Source organism: Streptomyces sp. ATexAB-D23, from assembly GCF_000373645.1.
Taxonomy (GTDB): domain Bacteria; phylum Actinomycetota; class Actinomycetes; order Streptomycetales; family Streptomycetaceae; genus Streptomyces; species Streptomyces castrisilvae.
The window spans coordinates 1-24,663 of sequence record NZ_KB892014.1 but is presented as its reverse complement, the minus strand read 5'-3'; the positions used below and the strand labels follow the sequence as shown (position 1 = coordinate 24,663).

The window sequence follows — 24,663 nt, the reverse complement described above, 5'->3', positions numbered from 1 at the left end:
TCCGTGCTCCTTGGAAGTTTCTTTCACCACCCCCTCGTCACCGAGCACGGCCGAAGGAGCTCACGTGCACCACCGCACCTCCAGACGCACCCTTCTCACCGCCACCGCCGCCACCGCCGTCGCGGCGGCCACGGGCGTGGCGGCAGCCCCCGGGGCCCTCGCCTCGCAGGGCTCCGCGCACAGCAGCCACACCTCCGCCGCCACGACCCGGCGGCTGAAGCGGCTCATCTCCCGGATGAGCCTGGAGGAGAAGGTCGGCCAGCTCTTCGTCATGCGGGTCTACGGGCACTCCGCCACCGACCCGGACCAGGCCGACATCGACTCCAACCTCGCCGAGATCGGGGTGCGCACGGCGGCCGAGATGATCGCCAAGTACCACGTGGGCGGCATCATCTACTTCTCCTGGGCGAACAACACCCGCGACCCGCACCAGATCGCCGACCTCTCCAACGGCATCCAGCGCGCCGGTCTCGCGGGCCCGACCTCCCTGCCGCTGCTGATCTCCACCGACCAGGAGCACGGCATCGTCTGCCGCGTCGGCGAGCCCGCCACGCTGATGCCGGGCGCGATGGCGCTGGGCGCGGGCGGTTCGCGCTCCGACGCCCGCAGGGCCGGGCAGATCGCCGGCGCCGAGCTGGCCGCGATCGGGATCCGCCAGAACTACGCGCCGGACGCGGACGTCAACGTGAACCCGGCCAACCCGGTCATCGGCGTACGGTCCTTCGGCTCGGACCCGCAGTCCGTGGCCGGTATGGTCGCCGCGCAGGTGAAGGGGTACCAGAGCGGCGGGGTCGCCTCCACGGCCAAGCACTTCCCCGGCCACGGCGACACGAGCACCGACAGCCACACCGGCCTGCCGGTCATCAACCACACCCGCGAGCAGTGGGCGGAGCTGGACGCGCCGCCGTTCCGGGCCGCCATCGCCGCCGGCATCGACTCGATCATGACGGCGCACATCGTGGTTCCGGCGCTCGACCCGTCCGAGGACCCGGCGACGCTGTCCCGGCCGATCCTCACGGGCATCCTGCGCGAGGAGCTGGGCTACGACGGCGTCGTGGTCACCGACTCGCTGGGCATGGAGGGCGTGCGGACGAAGTACGGGGACGACCGGGTGCCGGTCCTGGCCCTCCAGGCGGGCGTCGACCAGCTGCTCAACCCGCCGAGCCTGGACGTCTCCTGGAACGCCCTGCTGGAGGCCGTCAAGAGCGGCGAGGTCAGCGAGGCCCGGCTCGACGAATCGATCCTGCGCGTGCTGCGGCTGAAGACGAAGCTGGGGCTCTTCGACTCGCCGTTCGTCACCGGACGCGGAGTGGACCGTACGGTCGGCACCCGGGCGCACCTGGCCGCCGCCGGCCGGATCGCCGAGCACACCACCACCCTGCTGGCCAACGAGGGCCGGCTGCTGCCGCTGTCGCGCCGCTCGCACCGGAACCTGCTGGTGGTGGGCGCCGACCCGGCCTCCCCCTCGGGCACGACGGGCCCGCCGACGACCACGCTGGCGGAGGCGTTCGACGAGCTGGGCTACCGGGCGACCGCCCTGTCCACCGGCACCGCGCCCGCCCAGGCGGACATCGACGCGGCGGTGGCGGCGGCGCAGGGCAAGGACGCGGTGGTCGTGGGGACGTACAACGTCTCGGCGACCAGCTCGCAGCGGACGCTGGTCAGCGCGCTGGCCGCGACGGGCGTGCCGGTGATCACGCTGGCCATCCGCAACCCGTACGACATCGCCCAGCTGGCCGGGACCGGGCACGCGGCGCACCTGGCGGCGTACTCCTGGACCGATGTCGAACTGCGCGCGGCGGCCCGGGTGATCGCGGGCCGGGCGCGGCCGGAGGGGAAGCTGCCGGTGCCGGTGCAGCGCGCGGACGACCCCTCGAAGGTGCTGTACCCGGTGGGCTACGGGCTGAAGTACTGATGCGTCCCCGCCCCGGCGGCCGTACGACGACGGCCGCCGGGGCGGGAGGGCGCTACGGGCGCCTGACGCCGAGGCGGTGGTCGGTCGTCAGCTCCTTGTTGTCGAGCCGCGCGTCGAACTTCGCGAGGGGCTTCGCCTTCGACTCGTCCTGCTGGACGGCGGCCGGGGCGACGCCCGCCCAGCGCAGGATCGCCGCGGTGGCCGTGGCGTTCTCGGAGGGGACCAGACCGGCGACGTTCGAGCCGTGGTTCCCGCCGGGCACGGTGAAGACGTAGCTGTCACGGGCGCCCGCCCCGAGCCGGAAGCGCTCCGCGCCCCACGGGTCGTTCTCGCCGTAGACGTACATCATGTGGGTGGCGTGGTGCCTGACCCAGGTGTCGATGTCGCGCATCACCTGGGGCTGGAACCTCATCGGGATGGAGCGGGGCACGAAGGTGCGCGGCGGCTGGTAGCCGTAGCGGCTCAGACTGCCGAGCCAGGGCTGCTTGATGTCGGGCGAGCCGAGCTGGGTGCCCGCCTGGTAGTAGTACGGCGTGTAGTTGGCCAGGCCCTGGTCGGCGTAGGCGGAGAATCCCGAGATCGAGTCGACGGAGTCCCAGATCGCCTGGTCGCTCGCGTGCTCGGCGTCGGCCGGGATCGCGTCGCAGTCGGCGAGCAGGCTGTACTGCCAGAACGCCCAGATGTAGTCCATGACGACGGCCTCGTACGCCTTGTCGAGGGTGCCGACCGTGTCGAAGGTGTAGCCGTTGTCGGCCGCGTACCGCGCGTACCTCTCCTCCAGCGGCGCGCGGCGGATCAGCGCCTCGCGCTGCACTCCGTTCAGCTTGTCGCGGCACTCCTTGGTGCCGACGTTCGCGAAGAACCGGTCATAGGCCGAGTCCTCGTTGTTGACGACGTCGTTGGGCGCGACATAGGCGACGACGCCGTCCATGTCCTTCGGGTGGAAGCGCTCGTAGTAGGTGGCGGTCATGCCGCCCTTGGAGCCGCCGGTGGTCAGCCAGTTCTTGGAGTAGATCCGCTTCAGCGCGGTGAAGACCCGGTGCTGGTCGTCGGCGGCCTGCCGGATGTCGAGCTTGGACCAGTCGGCGGGCGAGGGGCGCGAGGGGGTGAAGAAACGGTACTCCAGGGAGACCTGGTTGCCGTCCACGATCCGCGTCGGCTCCGAACGGCTGGGGCTGGTGGAGACGTTGTAGCCGCCCGTGTAGAAGACCGTGGGGCGGGAGGTGTCCTTGTGCAGCAGGGTGACGCGCTGCTGGAACGTGCCCTTGGACGGGTGGCGGTGGTCGACCGGCTGCGTGTAGTCGAGGACGAAGTAGCGGTAACCCGCGTAGGGCTTCTCCTCGATGAGACTCATGCCCGGGATGGCCAGGATGCGGTCCTTGATGTCCGTGCCCGCCCCGCTGTCACCGGCGGCGGTACGGAGCGCGGCCGGCTCGGCGGCGGTGGCCGCCCCGGCCGAGGCACCCGTCGCGCTCACCGTGCCGATGAGCACCGCGAGCGACAGGATTCCTCTGAGCGCCTTACGCATGCATGCACGTCCTCCCCTGAGATCACCATTGACGCCGTGAACCTAGCGGGGCGACCCCGGGGGCACCAGACCCCGTTGCCGGGGCCCGGAACATGTCACCCGGTCAGCACAGGATCCAGCTCGTGCGCGCGCTCTTCCCGGCGATCTTCCCGGAGACCCGCACGCACCGGTTCAGCGCGTGGACGGTCACCGGGCCCGCCAGCTGCGTGAAGCTGCCGCTGTCGGTGACGGGGTGGCCGCCGCGCGGCTGGATCGTCACGGACATGGAGCGGCGCTTGCCGGGCTTCGCGGCGACGGCGGTGGCGCAGGCGTAGGCGCGCGACTTGTAGACCCGCAGCTCCCCCGTCGCGAACTTCACCGTCTTACGGGGCCGTCCCGCGCAGACCGAGGCGGCATCCGCGCTGTCCGCGACCGCCCCGCCGATCACCAGTGCGAAGGCGGTCGCCAGGGAGAGAACCACAAGGCGGCGGCACACCCCGCGCCGCACGCCCCGGGCATGTCCTTCGGTCCCTCTGGTCACAGCAGCCCCATAGCTTCATCGAACATTCGCGCCCCTACCCGACACCTGGACGCATATGCGTGTACCTGCCTACGACGCGGGACGCCATCCGGAGGTTGCACCCGGCGCGCTCGGTCTCCCCGGCGGCCGCAGCGCCCCACCATGGAGCCGGACAGGACAGACCGTCACGAAAGGCAGGAACCGCCATGACCCGCACCAGCTCCGCCCGGCGCCCCCGCGCCCGGCGTGCCGTCGGCCGTACGCTGCTCGCCTCCGCGCTCCTGGCCGCCGCCGTCGCCGTACCGGCAGCCGCGGCCACCCCGCGCGGGACGACCGCGGCGGCGCCGGCCGGCGACGAGGCCGCCACCCAGGACTCCCGGCTCGTCGACCACTTCTACGGGGCCTACATCGACGCCGTGTCCGCCGAGGACGGCGGCTCCCTCGCCACCGCGCTGCGGAGCTTCTACCTCACGCCGGCGCTGCGCTCCAGGCTCGCCGACTGGGAGGCGGCCAACCACGCCGACGGCGTCCTGCGCGCCCAGGACGTCCCGGCCGCCTACCGGGTCACCTCGGGCGACAGCGGCGCCGGACACACCTGGTCCACGGTCCGCCTCACCTGGGGCTCCCCGGAGAACCCCACCTACACCTACCTGAACGTGCGCTCGGACCTGGCGACCGGGAAGGTCTCCGCCATCCGCGAGTAGGCCGTATCCGCGAGTGGAGCCCCGGCGGTTCACACGCCCGCCGGCTCGTCCTCCCCTATGAAGGTGCGCCACAGCACCGCGTAGTGCCCGTCCAGGGCGAGGAGTTCGTCGTGCGTGCCGTCCTCCACGACCCGGCCGTGGTCCATCACCACGACCCGGTCGGCGCGCGCGGCCGTGGTCAGGCGGTGGGCGACGACGAGGGTGGTGCGCCGCCCCGCGAGCCGGTCGGTGGCCCGGTTGACCTGGGCCTCGCTGGCGAGGTCGAGGGACGCGGTGGCCTCGTCCAGCAGCAGGATGTCGGGGTCGACCAGTTCGGCGCGGGCCAGCGCGATCAGCTGGCGCTGCCCGGCCGAGAGGTTGCGGCCGCGCTCGGCGACCTCGTGGAGGTAGCCGCCGTCCAGCGTCGCGATCATGTCGTGCGCGCCGACCGCCCTGGCGGCCGCCTCCACCTCCGTGTCGGTGGCCTCCGGCCGCCCGTAGGCGATGGCGTCCCGGACCGTCCCGGAGAAGAGGTACGCCTCCTGCGGTACGACGCCGAGCCGGTGGCGGTACGCGGTGCGGTCGAGTTCGCGCAGGTCGGTGCCGTCCGCCGTGATCCGGCCGCCCGTGGGGTCGTAGAACCGGGCGACGAGCTTGACCAGGGTCGACTTCCCGGCCCCGGTCTCGCCGACGAACGCGACGGTCTGCCCGGCCGGGATGCGCAGGTCGACGCCGCTGAGCGCGGCCTCCTCGCCGCCGTACGCGAACGACACGTCCTCGAAGGCGATCTCGCCGCTGAGCGACTCCACCTCGCGCGCCTCGCCCCGGTCGGCGGTGGACGCCGGTTCCTGGAGGAGTTCCTGGATGCGGCCGAGGGAGACGGCGGCCTGCTGGTAGCCGTCGAAGACCTGGGAGAGCTGCTGGACGGGCGCGAAGAACAGGTCGATGTAGAGCAGGTAGGCGACCAGCGCGCCGGTCGTGAGCGTGCCGTTGTCGACCCGGCCCGCGCCGACGATCAGCACGGCCGCCGCCGCCACCGACGACAGCAGCTGGACGAACGGGAAGTACACCGAGATCAGCCACTGCCCCCGGACCCTGGCCCGGCGGTATTCGTCGCTGCGCGCGACGAAGCGGTCGGCTCCGTCCCGCTCGCGCCGGAACGCCTGCACGATCCTGAGCCCGGCGACCGACTCCTGGAGGTCGGCGTTGACGACGCCGATCCGTTCCCGGGCCAGTTCGTACGCCTTGACGCTCTTGCGGCGGAAGAAGACGGTCCCGACGACGAGGAGCGGCAGGGTCGCGAAGACGACCAGGGCCAGTTCCACATCGAGGACCAGCAGCGCGACCATGATGCCGAGGAAGGTGACGACGGAGACGAAGGCGGTGACCAGGCCGGTCTGGAGGAACGTGGACAGCGCGTCCACGTCCGTCGTCATCCGGGTCATGATGCGGCCGGTCAGTTCGCGCTCGTAGTAGTCCAGGCCGAGGCGCTGGAGCTGCGCGAAGATCTTCAGCCGCAGCGCGTAGAGCACCCGCTCGCCGGTGCGGCCGGTCATCCGGGTCTCGCCGATCTGGGCCGCCCACTGCACGAGGACGACGCCGAGGGCGACGGCGGACGCCGCCCAGACCGCGCCCAGGGCCAGCTTGGTGACCCCGTCGTCGATGCCGTTCCTGATCAGCACGGGGAGCAGCAGCCCCGCCCCGGCGTCCACGGCCACCAGACCGAGGCTCACCAGCAGCGGCAGCCCGAAGCCGCGCAGCAGCCTGCGCAGCCCGTAGGAGTCCTCGGCGCGGACGGCACGGGCCTCGTCGACCTCCGGGGTGTCGTCCGCCGGGGGCAGGGCGTCGACCTGGGCGAGCAGTTCGGGCGTCGCGGGCATGCCGGCCGCGTCGGTGCTGCGTTCCTCCCCCGTACGGATCCACAGTTCGGGGGTGATGCCGCGCCCGGCGTCGAACTCGGCGTCGATCTCCTCCAGGAGGGCGCGCTCCTGCTCGGGGTCCTCGGGGGCGGCGACGGGCCGGTGCCCGGGTGAGGTGGTGCCGAGCTCGTCCGGGTCGGTGAGCAGGCGCCGGTAGAGCGCGCAGCGGCGCTCCAGTTCCTCGTGGGTGCCGAGGTCGGCGAGGCGGCCGTTGTCCAGGACGGCGATCCGGTCGGCGAGGTTCAGGGTGGAGCGGCGGTGGGCGATGAGCAGGGTGGTGCGGCCCGCCATCACCTGGCGCAGCGCTTCGTGGATCTCGTGCTCGACGCGGGCGTCCACGGCGGAGGTGGCGTCGTCCAGGATGAGCAGGCGGGGGTCGGTGAGGATGGCGCGGGCGAGCGCGACGCGCTGGCGCTGGCCGCCGGAGAGGGTGAGTCCGTGCTCGCCGACCTTGGTGTCGTACCCGTTCGGCAGCTCGGCGATGAAGCGGTGGGCCTGGGCGGAGCGTGCGGCCTGTTCGATCTGCTCGTCGGTGGCGCCGGGAAGGCCGTAGGCGATGTTGGCGCGGACGGTGTCGGAGAACAGGAAGCTGTCCTCGGGGACGAGTCCGATGGCGGCCCGCAGCGAGTCGAGGGTCAGTTCGCGCACGTCGTGGCCGCCGACGAGGACCGCGCCGTGCGAGACGTCGTAGAAGCGGGGCAGCAGCAGAGAGACGGTGGACTTGCCGCTGCCGGAGGCGCCGACGACGGCGACGGTCTCGCCGGGTTCGACGGTCAGCGAGAAGCCGTCGAGGACCGGGCGCCGCGTCCCGGCTGCGCCGCCGAGGTCCTCGTCACCGGCGGGGGCGGAGCTCGGCGTGGCGTACCCGAAGCGCACGTCCTCGAACTCGACGCTCGCCGGGGCGTCGGCGGGCAGTTCCCTGGTGCCGTCCTTCAGGGTGGGCTCGGTGTCGATGAGTTCGAGTACGCGTTCCACGCCGGCGCGGGCCTGCTGGCCGACGGTGAGGACCATGGCGAGCATCCGGACCGGGCCGACGAGCTGGGCGAGGTACGTGGAGAACGCGACGAACGTGCCGAGGGTGATCTCGCCCCGGGTGGCGAGCCAGCCGCCGAGGGCGAGCATCGCGACCTGGCCGAGCGCGGGGACGGCCTGGAGGGCGGGGGTGTAGCGCGAGTTGAGCCGGATGGTGCGCATCCGGCCGGCGAACAGCTTGCGCCCGACCTCGCGCAGCTTGCCGGTCTCCTGGTCCTCCTGCCCGAAGCCCTTGACGACACGGACGCCGGAGACGGCCCCGTCCACGACCCCGGCGACGGCGGCGGCCTGCGACTGGGCGTACCAGGTGGCGGGGAAGAGGCGGGTGCGGGAGCGGCGGGCGATGTACCAGAGGGCGGGGGCGACGGCCACGGCGACGAGGGTCAGCAGCGGGGACAGCCACGCCATGATGACCAGGGAGATCAGGAAGAGCAGAACGTTCCCGATGGTCATCGGGAGCATGAAGAGCAGGCTCTGGATCAGCTGGAGGTCGCTGGTGGCGCGTCCGACGACCTGCCCGGTGGACAGTTCGTCCTGCCGTCTGCCGTCGAGCCGGCTGATCGTCCCGTACATGCCGGTCCGCAGGTCGTGCTGGACGTCGAGGGCGAGCCGGCCGCCGTAGTAGCGGCGGACGTAGGTGAAGGCGTAGACGAGGGCGGCCGCCGCGATCAGCAGGCCGGTCCAGACGGCCAGGGAGCGGGTGTGTCCGACGACCACGTCGTCGATGATCACCTTGGTGACGAGCGGGACGAGGGCCATGACGGCCATCCCGCCGAGTGACGAGCCGAGCGCCAGCAGGACGTTGCGCCGGTAGCGCCAGGCATAGCCGCTCAGTCTCCGCGCCCAGCCGCCCCGCTGTCCGCGCCCCGTCTCCTGTGCGTCCGCCACCCGGTGCCTCCCGTTCGACCTGACCCGACGGAAGGCACCAACGCGGTGGGCTGCGGATTTCATCCCGCGTTAACAAATACGGGACCTTGGTCGTAGGTCCCGCCAGGTCCTGTCCGGCGGATCCTGGTGGGCCCGCGAAGATCCGCGCCTAAGGGCTGTCCCGCAATTCCTGGCGGATCAGCGCGCGGCGTCAGATGCGGTGCATCGCAAGGCGGAGAGGCGCCCGCATACTGGATGTATTCGGGCGTTTCGACAACGCGGCGAGGTGCCGTAACTGACGTCGTGCGCCCGCCAGGAATTGCGGGACAGCCCTTAGCGCGGTTTCGCGGTGAGCATGCGGCCGGCGGGGGCCTCCGGGACCGGCGGGAGGGCTTCCTGCGGGGCGGCGGAGACGGTGAAGACCCTGGGGTGCATGATGCGCGGGTTGAGGTCCTTGTGGACCGCACGGGCGACGGCCTGGATGGTGTTGACGCCGTCGTTCATCGTCTTGTTGTCCTGGGTGAGCACGGTCAGCGCGTAGTCGTGGCCGTTGCCGGTGAAGGCGCCGATGCTGTGCACCCGCCAGCCGTGTGCGGCGCGCTGGAGCCAGCCGTTCTTGACCTGGACGGTGGTCCCGGTGACGGCACCGGCCGGGGTGCCCCAGCGCTGCGAGGAGACGACCTTCTTCATCAGCCCGAGCTGGTAGGAGCGGGCGCTGTCGCTGAGCACGGAGTTCTTCGAGGTGAGCAGGGTCAGCAGCCGCTGCTCGTCCTGGGCGGTGATCTGGGTCAGGCCCCAGTAGCCGCCGGAGCCGGGCACGGTGTGTGTCATCCCGGCGGCCTTGAGGAAGGCGTTGATCTTGCCGACGCCGAGCTGCTTCCACAGGCTGGTGGTCGCGTCGTTGTCGGACTTGGTGATCATCTTGGTGGTGAGGTCCGTCTCGCGCTGGGTGAGGTAGCGGTTGTTCTTGGCGTTGTCCCACAGCAGCGTGGCCAGGACGGTGGCCTTCACGACGCTCGCGGAGTCGTACTTCGAGGTGGCGCGCAGCGTGCACGTGGTCCTGGTGGTCCGGTCGTAGAGCGCGACCGACACGGTCGACGCGCGGCCCTTGAGCGCGGCGGTGATGTCCTTCGACAGCTGGGCGGCGAGCCCGGCCCGGCCGGAGGCGCAGCTCGCCTTCGCGGTGGCGGCCGACGCGGGTGCCGCGCCGATCACCACGGGGGCGAGGACCCCGGTGGCGACGGCGGCACAGAGCGCGGCGCGGGCGCGCCCGGGTATACGGGACGTGGTCATGGTGCGGTTCCCCCTGAACGTTTCCTGCGGGCGGCCCCCCGGCGCGCCCCGTCAGAGATGACTCACGGACGGCGGGAAAGTTGTGCGCGCCGGCAGGTCCGGGGAGCCTACAGGCGCCCTCTACAGGTGGGTCGGCTCGAACATCTTCAGCACAGCCGGGAGTACGACGACCGAGGGGCCCGGCCGCGCGAACGCCTCGGCCAGGTCGGCGGCGAGCGTCTCGGGGGCCGTACGGACCGCCGGGACGCCGAAGGACTCGGCGAGGGCGGCGAAGTCCGGGCGGGCCAGTTCCGTCGCGGTGGTCTCGCCGAAGGCGCCGGTGAGGTACTCGCGCAGGATGCCGTAGCCGCCGTCGTCCACGATGAGCCAGGTGACCGGCAGGCCGTACTGGCGGGCGGTGGCGAGTTCGGCGATCGAGTACATCGCGCCGCCGTCGCCGGAGACCGCGAGCACCGGCCGGGTCGGGTCGGCCACCGCAGCGCCTAGCGCCGCCGGGAAGGCGTAGCCGAGGCCGCCCGCGCCCTGGGCGGAATGCATGGTGTTCGGGCGGCGCGCGTCGAAGGCGGCCCACGCCCAGTAGCCGAGGATCGTCATGTCCCAGAAGCTGGGCGACGCGTCGGGCAGGGCGGTGCGGATCGCGGTCAGGAGGCTCTGTTCCAGGTCGCGGCCCTGGCCGGCGATCCGCTCCCGTACGCGGGCGAGGACTCCGGCGACGCGCTCGGCGGCGGCCGGGTCCTCGCGCGGGGTGACCGTCTCGATCAGGCGGGCGAGCGCGTCGCGGGCGTCGGCGTGGATGCCGAGCGCCGGGTGGTTGGCCTCCAGCTTCCCGGCGTCGGCCTCGATCTGGACGACCCGGCCGCGCGGGGCGAACGTGTAGTAGTTGGAGGAGAGTTCACCGAGCCCGGAGCCGACGACGAGCAGGACGTCGGCGTCCTCCAGGAAGTCCGTGACGTGCCGGTCCTCCACCCAGGACTGGAGCGAGAGCGGGTGCTCCCAGGGGAAGGCGCCCTTGCCGCCGTACGTGGTCACGACCGGGGCGTCGAGCCGCTCGGCGAGCGCGCGCAGCTTGCCGGACGCGTCGGAACGTACGACTCCGCCGCCCGCGACGATCACCGGACGCTCGGCCCGCGACAGCAGGTGGGCGGCCACGGCGACGAGTTCGGGGCGGGCGTGCGGTTCGCGCGGGGTGGCGTCCAGGCCGGAGACGACGGGCAGCGCCGTGGCCGCTTCCAGGACGTCCTGCGGGATCTCGACCCAGACGGGGCCGTGCGGGGCCGTCAGCGCGGACTCCCAGGCGGCGCCGATCGCGGACGGGATCTGCGAGGCGGTCCGCACGGTGTGGACGGACTTCACGACGTCCCGGAACGACGCCTGCTGGTCGCGCAGCTCGTGCAGATGGCCGTGGCGCCCGCCGCCCAGGCCCCGGACCGGGATCTGGCTGGACACCGCGAGCACGGGCGCCGACGCGGCCGCCGCCTCCTGGAGCGCGGCGAGCGAGGTCAGGGCGCCGGGCCCGGTCGACAGGAACAGCGGGGCGACCTCGCCGGTGACGCGCCCGTAGGCGTCGGCGGCGAAGCCCGCGTTGTTCTCGACGCGCAGGCCCACGTAGTCGAGGGACGAGCGGCGCAGCGCGTCGAACAGTCCCAGCGCGTGCTGTCCGGGCAGCCCGAACACGGTGGTCGCGCCGAGCCCCCTCAGCGTCTCGACGACGAGGTCGCCGCCGTTGCGCCCCGGTGGGGGGTTCAGTGCGGCCTCGATCTGCGCGGGGGTGAGCGCGGGCCGCTCGTCGTGGTGGTCGTGACTCACTGGTGCCGGGCCTCCGCGATCTGCCGGGTCATGATCGTCGTCAGCTCGTACGCGGTGTGCGAGGCGGCGACCGAGGTGATCTCAGCGTGATCGTACGCGGGCGCCACCTCGACCAGGTCGGCGGAGACCAGATGGCAGGAGGACAGGCCGCGCACGATTTCCAGCAGCTCACGGGAGGTGAGGCCGCCGGCCTCGGGGGTGCCGGTGCCGGGGGCGTGCGCCGGGTCCAGCACGTCGATGTCGATGGAGATGTACAGCGGCCGGTCCCCGATGCGCTGCCGCAGCTGGTCGGCGACCTCGTCGACGCCGCGCCGCATGACGTCGGCGGAGGTGACGATCCCGAAGCCCATCTTGGCGTCGTCGGTGAGGTCCCGCTTCCCGTAGAGCGGGCCGCGCGTGCCGACGTGGGAGAGCGCCGAGGTGTCGAGGATGCCCTCCTCCACGGCCCGGCGGAACGGTGTGCCGTGGGTGTAGGCGGCGCCGAAGTAGGTGTCCCAGGTGTCGAGGTGGGCGTCGAAGTGGAGCAGCGCGACCGGGCCGTGCTTCTTGGCGACGGAACGCAGCAGGGGCAGCGCGATGGTGTGGTCACCGCCGAGGGTCATCAGCCGGGCCCCCGTGTCGAGCAGGGCGTCTGCCGCGGCCTCGACGGTCTCCACGGCCTCCTCGATGTTGAAGGGGTTGGCCGCGATGTCCCCGGCGTCGGCGACCTGCGCGAGGGCGAACGGCGAGGCGTCCTGCGCCGGGTTGTAGGGGCGCAGCAGCCGCGAGGCCTCCCGGATCGCGTTGCCGCCGAAGCGGGCGCCGGGCCGGTAGGAGACGCCCGAGTCGAACGGCACCCCGACGACGGCGACGTCCGCCGTGCCGACCTCGTCCAGGCGGGGCAGCCGCGCGAACGTCGCGGGTCCGGCGTACCGAGGGACGCGGGAGGAGTCGACGGGGCCGCGCGGGGCTTCGTTGCTGCTCATGGTGGGGGTTGGCCTTCCTTCGGTGTGCGGGGTGCCGAGGAGACGCTAGGTGGCCCGGGGCCCGCACTGAAGTGTACGTTTCCTCCACTCCGCCCCCGAGAAACGGACGAACCATCCATGCCGACCCCGACCCCGCCCCCGTCCTCTGCCCCCTCCCCTCCCCCGGCCCCGCCCGTGCGGCTGGCCGAGCTGCTGGCGCGCGAGGAACTGGGGCTGCGGCTGATCGCGGGTCCGGGCGAGGCGGAGGTGCTGTGGGTGCACGCGTCGGAGATGGCCGACCCCTACCCGTACCTGCTCGGCGGCGAGCTGCTGTTGACGGCCGGGGTGCTGCTGACGGACCCGGACGCGTATGTGGCCCGGCTGGTGGAGGCGGGGGCGGCGGCGCTCGGCTTCGGGGTGCGGCCGGTGCACGAGGCGGTGCCGCCGGGGCTGGTCGCGGCGTGCGACCGGCACGGGATGCCGCTGGTCGAGGTGGACCCCGGGACCCCGTTCACCGCGGTCGCGCGGGCGGTGTGGGGACTGATGGCCGCCGAGCGGGAGCGCGAGCTGCGCCGGGTGACCCGCGCCCAGCAGGCCCTGGCCGCCGCGGCGGCCCGCCCGGACCCGGTGCCGGAGGTGCTGCGCCGGCTGGCGGGCCGGCTCGACGGCCGGGCCGCCCTGGTGACGGCGGACGGCGACGAACTGCACGCGGCGGGCCCGCGCCCGGCCCCCGGGGTGACCGACGCGCTCGGACGCCTGGCCCGCCTCGTCGCGCGGGAGGGTCCGGGCGCCCCCGCCTCCGCCGCGGACACGGTCGACGGCGTCCACCTGCTCGCGTACCCCCTGGGCGGCGCCGAACAGCCGGCCCTCACACTCGCGACCCGCCACCGCCGTCCCGGCGACCACACGGTCGCGGGCATCGCCGCGGTCCTCCTCGCCCTCCTCACGGCCCCTCACCGGGGCGCGCCCGCCACCGCCCGCTCGACGGCCCTCACCCGCCTGCTGCTCGGGGCCGCCCCCGTCGAGGTGTCCCCGCTGCTCGGCGAAGCCCCGTGGACGGTGGTACACGCCCACCGCACGGACGCCACCCCGACGGACCGCTTCACGGCGGAGGCACTGGGGGCGGCGCTGGGGTCGGGGCTGGTGGACGGGGGCGGGGGCGCGGTGGCCGACGGGGGTACGGAGACGGGCGCGGGCGCGCGCCCCGCCCTCGTGCGGGTCCTGCTCCCCGGGGGCCGTACGGCGGCCCCGCAGCCCGGATGGACGCTCGGCGCCTCCGCTCCCCGCCCCGCCGCCGATCTCGCCGAGGCCGACACCGGGGCGGCCCGCGCGCTGCGCCACGCCGAGGCGACCCGCGCCCCGCTGCACACGGAGACCCCGGTCACCGGCCTCGCCGCCCTGCTCCCGCCGGGCCCGGCCGCCGCCCACGCCCGCGCCCTCCTCGCCCCGCTCACCGCACCGCTCGCCGAGACCCTGCGCTGCTGGCTCTCCCTGCACGGCAGCTGGGACCGGACGGCGGTGGCCCTGTCCGTGCACCGCAACACCGTCCGCCAGCGGATCGCGCGGTGCGGGGAGTTGCTGGGAGTGGACCTCGACGCCATGGACGTACGCACGGAGTTGTGGCTCGCGCTGCGGCAGGGATGAACACGGATGCCGCCGCGATGCCCCCGATTCGGCTCCCCTGACGTGTCCCGATCATTGGCACTGCCACAGGTCGCAGCGGCAAGAGGGCGCATGGCACGGGATTACGGCGGTCGGCCTCTCCGACCTGTCGGTGTGGACGGGTGGTTGGCGGGTTGTACGAACCGACGAAGCCCCCGGCGGACACGGGTGGTCCCGGTCGAGAACCCGGCTGCCAGGAGCTTCGTCGTTGCGCAGACCCGTCTCGCGTCGGAGCGAACCAGGAGTGCTGATCAGTCGCCGGACTTCACGGGCTCCAGTTTGATGCTGAAGTGCCGGAGGATCGGGGACTGGCCCGTAACCCGGTAGCCGCGGACCGATTCAGGATTCTTCGCGATATCTGCCAGGGTGGCGGCAACGTGGTCGTAGTGGCTGCGGGTGTAGACCCGTCGGGGGAGAGCCAGCCGTACGAGTTCGTAGGGCGCCGTCTTGACAGGGTTGCCGTGCTCGTCCTCTTCACCGAGGTACAGCGACCCCAGCTCCGCCGAGCGGATGCCTCCGCGCAGGTACAGCTCGCAGACGAGTGCGGTGCCGGGGTACTGGTGCGGGGGGATGTGGGGCAGGAGGCGACCGGCGTTGACGTAGAGGGCGTGCAGACCGGCGGGTTCCACGATGTCGACGCCGGCCTCGCGGATGCGTGCGGCGAGATGGGCGGCTATGTCGGCACGCTCAGCGAGGTAGGCCGGCTCGGTCACTTCGATGAGGCCGCGGGCCATCATGTCGAGGTCACGGCCGGACAGACCGCCGTAGGTGGTGAATCCTTCGGTGGCGATGAGCAGACCGCCGCACCGCTCGGCGAGTCCGGCGTCCTTGAGGCCGATGAAGCCGCCGATGTGGACGATCCCGTCCTTCTTCGCGCTCATGACGCAGCCGTCGGCGAGGCGGAAGGCTTCCTCGGCGACCTGGCGCGGGGTGCGGTCGGCGTAGCCGGGTTCGCGCTGGGTCACCAGCCAGGCGTTCTCCGCGAACCGGGCCGCGTCGAGGATCATCGGCACGTTGTGACGGCGGCACAGTTCGGCGGTGCGGTGCAGGTTGTCCATGCTGACCGGCTGGCCCCCGCCACCGTTGTTGGTGATGGTCATCAGCACGGCCCCAACGGGCGCCCGGTCCGCGTTCTCCAGGGCCTGTTCGAGGGCGATCAGGTCGATGTTGCCCTTGAACGGAAAGTCGCTGTCGAGGTCCTTCGCCTCGGCGCAGGGCAGGTCGTACGCCGTGCAGCCGGTCAGTTCGACGTTGGCGCGGGTGGTGTCGAAGTGCGTGTTGGACAGCACACTCGTGCCGGGCCGCAGCAGCGAGGAGAACAGGACGCGCTCGGCCGCGCGGCCCTGGTGGGCCGGCAGGATGTGGGGATAGCCGGTGAGTTCGGAGACGACCTCGTGCCAGCGGTAGAAGGAGCGGCTGCCGGCGTAGGACTCGTCGCCCTGCATTCCCGCGGCGAGCTGGTCCGCGGAGATGGCACCGGTCCCGGAGTCGCTCAACAGGTCGATGGTGACTTCGTCGGCCCGCAGGTCGAAGGGGTTGTAGGCGACCCGCTTCAGCGCGGCCTCGCGTTCCTCCCGGGTGGTGAAAGCAAGAGGTTCTACGACCTTGATGCGGTAGGGCTCCACGTGACTTCCTTCTGTGCGATGTGCGGGCTGACGTGGCCGACGGCCTGGTGCCCGAGTTCCAGGAGGCTCTGGGTGCGTTGCGTGGGCATCCAGGTGCCCCGCGGGTACTGCTCCTGCGGCGACCGGACGCGGTAGGCCTCGGAACTCAGGTAAGCGGTGAGCCGGGGCGGCCGGTTGCGCTCGTACACCAGGGCGAGGTAGGCGATCAGCCCCACGCCGTCGGCGAGGGTCCGCTGTGTGAGCGCTCCCAGACTTCGGCTCAGGGCGGTGGGGTCCATGCCGGCCCGGGTCAGCAGGGCTGTGGCGCGGGCGAGGGCCTCTTCGTCATCGCGCACGTAGTCGCGGACGGGAATGTGGAGCGTGAAGCCGCTCGGGTTGCTGTCGCCCTCGGTGAAGGAGTGGCAGGTGAGCGCCGGGCGCCGCACCAGTCGCAGGGTGTCGCTTCCGCCGCGCTCGGACGGCGTGAGGGAGCCCGCGGCCGCGTGGAAGAAATAGCGGATGTCGGCCGCTGTGGCTCCGGAGGTACGGCTGAGCTCACAGGCGTCGTCGGCTGACATGCGCGGGTGTCTCACGTAGACCTTGACGCGGGGGGACGTCCAGGCGCCCAGGTCCAGAGCGAGAAACGGATAGCCGGCCGCCGGGGGCAGCTGCTCGAAGGCCTGGCCGTAGCCGAGCCGCCGCAGTGCCTCGCGCACGGTGCGGGCCGCGTTTTCCGGGCCGGAGGCGGAGGGGTTCAGGTAGACCTTGACCCCTGGGACCCCTCCGGCGCGCAGATCGAGCGCGTACCACAGGGCCAGGGGGCCCTGGGCCGCGTCGGGGAAGAACAGGTCGGCCAGGGCGTCGAGCCGGTCGGTGGCGAAGCCCCAGCGGGCGCCCATCTCACGGATGACCGCAAGCCCGGCGCGGCCACTGTCGGCCATGTCGCTGTGGGCCCACCCGGGCTCCACGAGCACGCGCAGGGCCGGGGCGGCGTCCGGGGAGCCGGCGAGGGAGAACTCGACGGGGGTGTGGTCGTCGGAGAGGAAGGTGGGCGAGGCCGGCGGCAGGAACAGCGGCCGGTGGGCGGCGGCTGCGAGGGAGTCGATCAGGACCTGCCCGTACAGCTCCGTGTCCGCCTCGCTCAGGCCCGCCGCGGCGCCCAGGCGCCGCAGTTGACCGAGTACGTGGTCGCCGAGCGTCGACTCACCGGGGCTGGTTGCCGGTATGCCGGGGCCCGGTCGGGAGGTCATCGTGTTCCTCGCACGTCGTGGCGCGCAACGCGTCCGGACGGTGCGGAAGTACGGGGACGTGCTCCGCCGGCCGGGGACGGGACGAGGGCCGGTCCGCTGCCGGGGGCAGCGGGTATTCGGTCCCGCGGCTGGTCGGGGTCGGCGTCCCCGCGCGGGTCCCGCCTGCTGCGGGTGGCGCGCTGCGAGCCCGGCCGGGCACTCGCGGATGGGGGCGCGGAGATGCTTGCGAGGTCCACTGCCTCTCCTTCATCTTTTGTCACTCCAGACACTCCGCGCCGTCCTACCCAGGAAGTTGATCATTCATGCAGGCGGCGTCAACTGCCTGTGTCACATGCGTCACAGGGGGTGTGGGCTACTGGCCCGTCAGCCACTTCATGAAGCTGCTCCAGCGCCCCGTGTTGCCGGCGGGCTGCGCCGCCGCGGGTGCGGGTGCGGCCGTGACGGGGGGTGCCTGGTAGCGGGGCGTGGCCGTCGGCTCCGGTGCGGCCGCGGCGCGCGGGGTGACCGCGCTGAACCGGACGGGCAGGGAGGCCAGGGCCCGGTTGAAGGGGCCGGGCCGCCAGGCGAGGCTGTCCGCGGGGACGGCGAGTTCAACGTCGGGCAGGGCGTCGAACAGTGTCTCCAGGCCCGTCAGGGCGATCAGCCTGGCCGGCTCCTTCGACGGGCAGGCGTGCGGGCCCGCGCTCCAGGCGAGGTGACCGCGGGTGTCGGCACCGCGGTCCGCGAGCGCCGTGTTGGCGGCGCCGAAGGACACCAGCACCAGGTCACCGGCGCGCACCTTGTCGCCGGCCACGTCCGTGTCGACCACCGGGTAGTGGGGCGCGTAGTTGGACATCGGCGCGTTGCGCCACAGAGTGTCGTCCACAGCCTTGTCGAACTGCCCCAGGCGCGCGAACTCCTCGTTGGTCAGCATCGTGTAGAAGGCGTTGCCGATCAGGTTGCCCTCCGGCTCGCCGCCCGCGCCGAGGAGCAACACCAGCGTGTGCGCCAGCTCCTCGTCGCTCAGCTGCGCCGGATGCTGCATCAGGTAGGACGTGATGTCCTCCCCGGGCTGGGCACGCTTGAGCGCCACCAGCTCGCCGACAGCTCCGAGCAGGACCTGGCTGGCCGCTTCGGCGTTGACTCCGTCGAACATGCCGGAGATGCCGAACAGCACCCGGTCACCGATCCCCGCCGGACAGCCGAACAGCTCGTTGAACACGTACAGCGGGAGCTGCTGGGCGTAGTCGCGGAGCAGGTCGGCGCTGCCGCGGGCGCTGAACTGGTTGATCAGGAACTGGGCTGCCTGGCGGACCATCCGGCTCAGCCGCTTGTCGCTGACGCGGGCGAAGGAGTCGGTGATGGCCTGCCGCAGCCGCACATGCTCGGCGCCGTCGGTGAACATCGCGTTCGGCCGGTAGGCCAGCAGCGGCAGGACAGGGCTGTCGGGGCGTATACAGCCCTCAGCCAGCGCACGCCAGCGGCGTGAGTCCTTGCGGAAGGTCGTCGAATCCTGAAGCAGCTCCAGAGCCGCGTTGTAATCGGTCACCAGCGTCGCGTCCACACCGGGGGCGATGGTGACCGGAGCGGTGGGGCCGAGCTCGCGCATGTAGCGGTAGTACGCGTGCGGATTGGCGGCGAACTCCGCGCTGTCCAGGGGTATGCGCTGCCCGCTGCCGTGTGCGGGGCAGCCGGGCGGAGGTACGGAGGGGGTTGTCATGGGTGCTCCAGGTCGGCGCGCTCGTGCAGATAGCGGACCAAGGTGATCAGGGCGTCGACGGACGACTTCTCGTCGCGCGCGTCGATGGTGACGACGGGGGTGTCGGGCAGCAGGTCGAGTGCCACCCGGACGTCCTCAGGGGTGTGGACCGTACTGCCGTCGAAGTGATTGATGGCCACGGCGAAATCGAGGCCGTAGCTCTCGACCAGATCCATGACGTCGAAGGAGTCGGCCAGGCGCTCGGGGTCCACCAGGACCAGGGCGCCCAGCGCTCCGCGGGCCGTGTCGTCCCACAGGCTCACGAAGCGCTGCTGTCCGGGGGAGCCGAACAGATACAGAACGATGCGCTCGCTCAGCGTCAGCCGGCCGAAGTCCAGGGCGACGGTGGTGGTGGCCTTCCCCTGAACCCCTTTGAGGTCGTCGACCTGCTCCGAGAGCGTCGTCATCCGCTCCTCGGTGGACAACGGCGTGATCTCGGAAAGTGAGCCGATCAGGGTGGTCTTGCCGACGGCGAAATGCCCGACGACCAGGATTTTCACTGCAGTCTGCTGTGCGCCGCTGGGCACATAGGCATCCTCAGACAGGGAGAGCCTTGAGGCCATCGAGCACCTCCTTAAGCAAGGCCTTGTTGGTGGTACGGGCCGAGGGCACCGGCGCCCGGGTCACGAGATAGCCCCCCTCGGCGAGGGAACTGAGCAGCACCTTGACCACCCCGAGCGGCAACTGGGAGTGCGCGGCGATCTCAGCGACCGAGAGGTAGCCGCTGGAGCACATCTCCAGGATCTGCTGCTCCTCGGGGGAGAGCCGCTGGGGACGCTGCTGCTCGTCGGTGGCCGTCGTGACGAGAGTGATGAGGGCGAACTCGCCCTCACCGGGCAGGTCACGGCCACGGGTGATGACGTAGGGCCGGACCAGTTCTCCGGCCTCGGACACGAAATCGAGCTCGGGACGGCCGGGTTCCGTCATGAGGTGACCGTGTCGCCGCGAAGGCCGGTCGACATCGCCTTGCCCAGCCGGCTGACCAACTGCTGCATCCGGTACGTGATGTCCTGCATGTCGACCTCGGCCGACGCGGCCACGGCCAGGTAGCTGCCGCCACCGGCGGCGTTCAGGAACACCCAGCCCCCGTCGAACTCGATGAGCGTCTGGCGCCAGTTCGCTCCGTGCTCACCGCAGAAGAAGCTGACGGCCCGGCTGAGCGACTGCAGGCCGGAGACGGCGGCGGCCACCTTGTCGGCATCGCCTCTGTCGATCTCCGCGGTACGGGACATCTGGAGGCCGTCGGCAGAAATCAGGACCGCGTGGAGAGCGTGCGGAATCTGCAGCGCGTCCTCAAGCATCCAGGACAGGTCGTCGCTCACGGGGCATCGAATCCTTCGTGTGAATCGGCAGCGGTATCACCTTCGGCGGCCGGTCCCCCCGCACCTCGGCCGCTGAGAGTGCCACGCTGAAAGGCGCCCATGGCCGCCACCCGTGCTTCTGGTGAGCGGGCCGGCGGCGCTTCATCGGACCTGCGCCCGCCGTCCGGCACGAGCGCCATGCCGCGCTTGTTCCGTCGCCGGGGCAGCCCGCCCTCTGTCGCCGCGAGAGCCGAACCACGGCTCGCGGCGGCGTTGATCTCTTGCGTGGACGTGGGCGATTTGGGCTCGGGCATCTCGGTCAGCAACTCCTTCGGCACCATCACCACCGCGCGGACGCCGCCGTAGGGAGAGGTGCTGTCGATGGCGACCGTGAAGCCGAACCGCGCACACAGGGCACCGATCACCGCGAAACCGAACGCGGGAGGGTTGCCGAGATCCGAGACGCTCACCGCGGACCCGCTGGTCAGCAGAGCGGTGGCGTTCGTCCGTTCTTCCTCGCTCATGCCGACACCGGCGTCGTCGATCACGATGCAGATGCCCCGGGGCACCGTCCGCACCTCGACCTCGACCATGGTGGACGGGTCGGAATAGCTGGTCGCGTTGTCGAGCAGTTCGGCCACCGTCAGCGCGATCGGTTCGACGGCACGGCTGGTCACCGCGAAATCGACCCGTGAGGCGATTTCGATGCGCTGGTAGTGCCGGATACGGCCCTGCGCTCCGCGGATCACGTCATAGACCGCAGCGGCTTCCCGCTGCCGGCCGAGCCACCCGCCGCACAGCACGGCAATGGACTGCGCACGCCGGTTGAACTGCGAGTTCATGTGGTCGATGTCCAGCATGTCCCGCAACACGGTCGAGTCGCCGTACTTCTTCTGCAGCCCGGAGATGGCCCGCTGCTGCTCCGCGGCGAGGCCTTGAAGGGTCCGCATGGCCGACTTCAGTACGGTGTTCGTGGCCTCTTCCGCCTCTTCCTTGGCCTGGCGGACCACCTCGTCATAGCCGCTGCGCAGCTCGGTGACGGTGGAGTCGAGGTCGGCGACCCTGCCCTGGGATGCGTTCAGCTCACCTTGAAAGCCCTGCTTCTGACGACGTAGCGCCTTGATCGTTATTCGCTGGCGAGTGATTGCCGTGGCGGCGACAGCGACGCCGACGGCTAGCGCCCAGACTGTCGGATCCTGCCAAAAATTCGTCATGTGACTCTCTATTGAGCGGCTGGAGTCCAGCTCTCGAAATCTGTCCAAGCGGACCCTCGGCTGTGGGCAGACGCCACCGCCCGGAGAGCCCCCTGGCTGTAGCCACGCCAAGGCGAACGCTCACTTGGCATGTGCCCGCGAGCGTATCACCGGACGATCATGAGGCTCTGTCAAGTCCGACACGTCGATGACCGGTTGGCGAAAAACACATGTTCATGTCAGCGAGGAGGGTGGGCCGGCGAGATGAGGGCCCACCCCGGCGGACCGTGCCCCCTCTGCGGCGCGCCTCCTTGCGGCGGGCCGCGCGGCGATACGGAGCAGGGCGAGTTCCGGCCGACCAACGAACCCTTCCGGAGCACAAGATGGCCGAATCGAGAACGGGCTGCGGACAGTGGAGCGCGCTGCGGCACCAACCGCATCGCAGCGATCACCCAGGCAGCTCCCGCCCCTCACCCCGCGTCGGCGTGGGACTGGAAAGGACTCACGGCGCGCTCGGGCACCCCCGGGGCTCCGACCCGGCGAAAGCGGCCGGCTCCCGAGCCGGGGGACGCCGGTGACGACGAGACCCGCCGGAGCGCGCCGGACCCGGCGTTCTCGGCCTCGCCCGCCGCGCGGTCCGGCACGCGAGGGCACCGGCCCGGAGATCACCCCCGAGGGCTCACCCCCGAGGGCTCCCGCGTGCTCAGCATCACCCTGGACAGCTCCGTGACCGCCGGGTAACTTTTAACCATGGCTGAGCAAGCGCTTAGCCATGCCGGAAATGAACCGCAGCAGCCGAGATCGCCGATCAGGGAGGCACCCCGTGCGCCGTACGGTATTCAACGAGGACCACGAGGCGTTCCGGGAGACCATCCGCGCCTTCATCGCGGCCGAGGTCGTGCCCGTGTACGACGAGTGGTTCGCCGCGGGGCAGGCGCCGCGCGAGTTCTATCTGAAACTCGCGGAGCTGGGCGTCTTCGGGATCACGGTGGACGAGGCGTACGACGGGGCGGGCATCGAATCGCACAAGTACGAGGCGGTCATCTACGAGGAGACCGCGCGGGCGGGCGTGTCGTTCGGTGGTTCCGGGGTGCACACGCTGCTCGGGCTGCCGTACATCAAGATGCTGGCCACCGACGAGCAGAAGAAGCGCTGGCTGCCGAAGTTCGTCACCGGTGAGGAGATGTGGGCCCTCGCGATGACCGAGCCGGGCACCGGGTCGGACGTCGCGGGCATGAAGACCACCGCCAAGCTCTCCGAGGACGGCACTCACTACGTGCTCAACGGGGCCAAGACCTTCATCACCGGCGGGGTGCACGCCGACCGGGTGATCGTCTGCGCCCGGACCTCCGCCCCGCGCGAGGACGACCGCCGCTTCGGCATCTCGCTGTTCGCCGTGGACACCAAGTCCGAGGGCTACTCCGTGGGCCGCAAGCTCGACAAGCTGGGGCTGCGGGTGTCCGACACCGCGGAGCTGGCGTTCGTCGACGTCAAGGTGCCGGTCGAGGACCTGCTCGGCGAGGAGAACAAGGGCTTCGGCTACCTCGGCACCAACCTGGCGTCCGAGCGCTGGGGCATCGCCTTCGGCGCGTACGCGCAGGCCGCGGCAGCCGTGCGGTTCGCCAAGGAGTACGTGCAGGACCGCACCGTCTTCGGCAAGACCGTCGCCTCGTTCCAGAACACCAAGTTCGAGCTGGCCGCCTGCCAGGCCGAGGTCGACGCGGCCCAGGCCGTCGCCGACCGCTCGCTGGAGGCGCTGGACGCCGGTGAGCTGACCGCCGCCGAGGCCGCGTCCGCGAAGCTGTTCTGCACCGAGGTCGCGCACCGCGTGATCGACCGCTGCCTCCAGCTGCACGGCGGCTACGGCTTCATGAACGAGTACCCGATCGCCCGCCTGTACGCGGACAACCGGGTCAACCGCATCTACGGCGGCACCAGCGAGGTCATGAAGTCGATCATCGCCAAGTCCATGGGCTTGTAGGGCGAAGCCGCAGAACGACTACGTTCCTTCCATGAGCACCGCACTCGATTCCCTGCTCGATCTGCTCGACCTGGAGCAGATCGAGCGGGACATCTTCCGGGGCAGCAGCCGGTCCGCGCTCGTGCCCCGGGTCTTCGGCGGGCAGGTCGCGGCCCAGGCGCTCGTCGCCGCGGGCCGCACCGTGCCGGCCGACCGTTCCCCGAGCTCTCGAATGAACTCGCGCAGGGGAGACCCCATTGCGCACTCGCTGCACGCGTACTTCCTGCGCATGGGCGACCCGGGCGCGCCGATCGTCTACAGCGTCGACCGCATCCGCGACGGCCGGTCCTTCACCACCCGGCGGGTCGTCGCCGTCCAGCACGGGCAGCCGATCTTCCACCTCTCCGCGTCGTTCCAGACGTACGAGGACGGCCTGGAGCACCAGACGGACATGCCGGCCGCGCCCGACCCCGAGACGCTGCCCACCGCCGCCGAGATGCTGCCCCGCTACGCCGACCGGTTCAGCGGCCCCGACGTCGTGGACCGGCTGATCGAGGCGCGGGCCGCCGTCGATCTGCGGTACGTGGACGCGCCGCCGTTCGGCACGGTCGGCGAGCCGCGCGAGCCGCGCTCCCAGGTCTGGTTCCGTACGAACGGCAAGCTGGCGGACGATCCGCTGCTGCACGTCTGCATGGCCACGTACGTCTCCGACATGACGCTGCTCGACTCCGTCCTGCTCGCCCACGGGCGCGGCGGCTGGGCGGTCGGCGACGTGGTGGGGGCGAGCCTGGACCACGCGATGTGGTTCCACCGGCCGTTCCGGGCCGACGAGTGGCTGCTGTACGACCAGGAGTCGCCGTCCGCGTCCGGCGGGCGCGGGCTCGGCCAGGCCCGCATCTACACCCAGGACGGGCGCCTGGCGATCACCGTCATCCAGGAGGGTGTCGTCCGCGTCCCCCGCTGACCGCCCGGCCCCGGCCGCGCGTCGGACACCGGCGGCCCGGCTGCGGACATACTCCCCAGCATGACTGACGCGAAAAGCAGTGGCGGGGGGTTGTGAGCCGTTGTCTTCGAAGTGTGCGTGAGTGAGTTGTAGCGCCTGTGTGTGAGTCGGGCGGTGCGTTGGGTGAGGGTGGGAACGGATGTTTCGGGGTCAAATGGGTGACCTTGATCGTGGTGGTTCGTTGTGATGGGTGACGGGTTGTTCGGTGGTTCCGGGGTGGGGTGTGGCGGTGAGTGGTGTACGCGAATTGGCTACGTCGTTCGTGGCCCCGGGCTCTTCGGGGGTGGCGGTCCGGGGCCGTCTCAAGCACCTCACCGGGCAGGACGAGCACGTGCTGCGGGCGATCGGCGCCCATCAGGGTGCTCTCGCGTCCCAGGATCTGAAGGCCCGGTGTGCGGACGGTCTGAAGCACAGCGCCGAGTCCTGGGCCGGGCGTAAGCGGGAGCTTACGAAGGAGTCGTCGTCC

At 71.6% G+C, this 24,663-nt stretch carries 18 protein-coding genes and 1 pseudogene; 6 read left to right on the top strand and 13 right to left on the bottom strand.

Going from position 1 to position 24,663, the window contains the following annotated elements; translation table 11 throughout:
- Window positions 1-64 precede the first annotated feature (64 nt).
- On the top strand, window positions 65-1,915 hold the full coding sequence (locus tag B082_RS0115565) for a glycoside hydrolase family 3 protein (RefSeq protein WP_018552736.1): 1,851 nt from the start codon (window positions 65-67) through the stop codon (window positions 1,913-1,915).
- Window positions 1,916-1,967: 52 nt separating this feature from the next.
- On the opposite strand, the gene B082_RS0115560 is transcribed toward B082_RS0115565, so the two are convergent.
- Complete coding sequence (locus B082_RS0115560; RefSeq protein WP_026249825.1) at window positions 1,968-3,443, bottom strand: S28 family serine protease; 1,476 nt, start codon at window positions 3,441-3,443, stop codon at window positions 1,968-1,970.
- 103 nt (window positions 3,444-3,546) lie between these two features.
- The gene (locus B082_RS0115555) at window positions 3,547-3,963 is read right to left on the bottom strand and encodes a hypothetical protein (protein ID WP_026249824.1); all 417 of its coding nucleotides are present in this window, start codon (window positions 3,961-3,963) and stop codon (window positions 3,547-3,549) included.
- A 185-nt stretch (window positions 3,964-4,148) separates the two neighbouring features.
- On the opposite strand from B082_RS0115555, the gene B082_RS0115550 reads away from it, so the two are divergent.
- On the top strand, window positions 4,149-4,646 hold the full coding sequence (locus B082_RS0115550; RefSeq protein ID WP_018552733.1) for a hypothetical protein: 498 nt from the start codon (window positions 4,149-4,151) through the stop codon (window positions 4,644-4,646).
- Window positions 4,647-4,675: 29 nt separating this feature from the next.
- Here the strand turns inward: B082_RS0115550 and B082_RS0115545 are convergent, their stop codons facing one another.
- The 4 genes from B082_RS0115545 to speB all read right to left on the bottom strand — a co-directional run bounded on the left by B082_RS0115545 (window position 4,676) and on the right by speB (window position 12,507).
- Window positions 4,676-8,464 carry an ABC transporter ATP-binding protein gene (locus tag B082_RS0115545; RefSeq protein WP_018552732.1) on the bottom strand — a complete coding sequence of 1,263 codons (3,789 nt, stop codon included), beginning with the start codon at window positions 8,462-8,464 and terminating at the stop codon, window positions 4,676-4,678.
- A 312-nt stretch (window positions 8,465-8,776) separates the two neighbouring features.
- Window positions 8,777-9,736: a serine hydrolase gene (locus B082_RS0115540; RefSeq protein WP_018552731.1), complete on the bottom strand. Its 960-nt coding sequence runs from the start codon at window positions 9,734-9,736 to the stop codon at window positions 8,777-8,779.
- A 120-nt stretch (window positions 9,737-9,856) separates the two neighbouring features.
- Window positions 9,857-11,542 carry a thiamine pyrophosphate-binding protein gene (locus B082_RS0115535; protein WP_018552730.1) on the bottom strand — a complete coding sequence of 562 codons (1,686 nt, stop codon included), beginning with the start codon at window positions 11,540-11,542 and terminating at the stop codon, window positions 9,857-9,859.
- Window positions 11,539-12,507, bottom strand: coding sequence for an agmatinase (gene speB / locus B082_RS0115530; RefSeq protein WP_018552729.1), 969 nt, complete (start codon window positions 12,505-12,507; stop codon window positions 11,539-11,541). The genes B082_RS0115535 and speB overlap by 4 nt, the downstream gene beginning before the upstream one ends.
- A 117-nt stretch (window positions 12,508-12,624) precedes the next feature.
- Here speB and B082_RS0115525 point away from each other — a divergent pair, with 117 nt between their 5' ends.
- Entirely contained in the window at window positions 12,625-14,130 is a 1,506-nt protein-coding gene (locus B082_RS0115525; RefSeq protein WP_026249823.1) for a PucR family transcriptional regulator, read from the top strand.
- A gap of 269 nt (window positions 14,131-14,399) precedes the next feature.
- On the opposite strand, the gene B082_RS0115520 is transcribed toward B082_RS0115525, so the two are convergent.
- The 7 genes from B082_RS0115520 to B082_RS0115490 form a co-directional block, all read right to left on the bottom strand.
- Entirely contained in the window at window positions 14,400-15,773 is a 1,374-nt protein-coding gene (locus B082_RS0115520) for a tryptophanase (RefSeq protein ID WP_018552727.1), read from the bottom strand.
- Window positions 15,746-17,002 (bottom strand): tryptophan dimethylallyltransferase family protein, encoded by a 1,257-nt coding sequence (locus B082_RS0115515; protein WP_018552726.1) that lies wholly within the window; start codon window positions 17,000-17,002, stop codon window positions 15,746-15,748. The genes B082_RS0115520 and B082_RS0115515 overlap by 28 nt, the downstream gene beginning before the upstream one ends.
- 352 nt (window positions 17,003-17,354) lie before the next feature.
- Entirely contained in the window at window positions 17,355-18,701 is a 1,347-nt protein-coding gene (locus B082_RS0115510) for a cytochrome P450 (RefSeq protein WP_018552725.1), read from the bottom strand.
- Window positions 18,698-19,303 (bottom strand): GTP-binding protein, encoded by a 606-nt coding sequence (locus B082_RS0115505; protein WP_026249822.1) that lies wholly within the window; start codon window positions 19,301-19,303, stop codon window positions 18,698-18,700. Before B082_RS0115505 ends, B082_RS0115510 begins: the two co-directional genes overlap by 4 nt.
- The gene (locus B082_RS0115500; protein WP_018552723.1) at window positions 19,278-19,667 is read right to left on the bottom strand and encodes a DUF742 domain-containing protein; all 390 of its coding nucleotides are present in this window, start codon (window positions 19,665-19,667) and stop codon (window positions 19,278-19,280) included. Before B082_RS0115500 ends, B082_RS0115505 begins: the two co-directional genes overlap by 26 nt.
- Window positions 19,664-20,062, bottom strand: a complete 399-nt coding sequence (locus B082_RS0115495) for a roadblock/LC7 domain-containing protein (protein ID WP_018552722.1) — start codon at window positions 20,060-20,062, stop codon at window positions 19,664-19,666. The genes B082_RS0115500 and B082_RS0115495 overlap by 4 nt, the downstream gene beginning before the upstream one ends.
- On the bottom strand, window positions 20,059-21,255 hold the full coding sequence (locus B082_RS0115490) for an ATP-binding protein (protein ID WP_026249821.1): 1,197 nt from the start codon (window positions 21,253-21,255) through the stop codon (window positions 20,059-20,061). Before B082_RS0115490 ends, B082_RS0115495 begins: the two co-directional genes overlap by 4 nt.
- A gap of 802 nt (window positions 21,256-22,057) precedes the next feature.
- On the opposite strand from B082_RS0115490, the gene B082_RS0115485 reads away from it, so the two are divergent.
- The 3 genes and pseudogenes from B082_RS0115485 to B082_RS39870 all read left to right on the top strand — a co-directional run.
- On the top strand, window positions 22,058-23,215 hold the full coding sequence (locus B082_RS0115485) for an acyl-CoA dehydrogenase family protein (RefSeq protein WP_018552720.1): 1,158 nt from the start codon (window positions 22,058-22,060) through the stop codon (window positions 23,213-23,215).
- Window positions 23,216-23,246: 31 nt separating this feature from the next.
- Window positions 23,247-24,158, top strand: coding sequence for an acyl-CoA thioesterase (locus B082_RS0115480; RefSeq protein ID WP_018552719.1), 912 nt, complete (start codon window positions 23,247-23,249; stop codon window positions 24,156-24,158).
- A 262-nt stretch (window positions 24,159-24,420) separates the two neighbouring features.
- Window positions 24,421-24,663: pseudogene (locus B082_RS39870) on the top strand (IS200/IS605 family accessory protein TnpB-related protein); the annotation flags it as partial.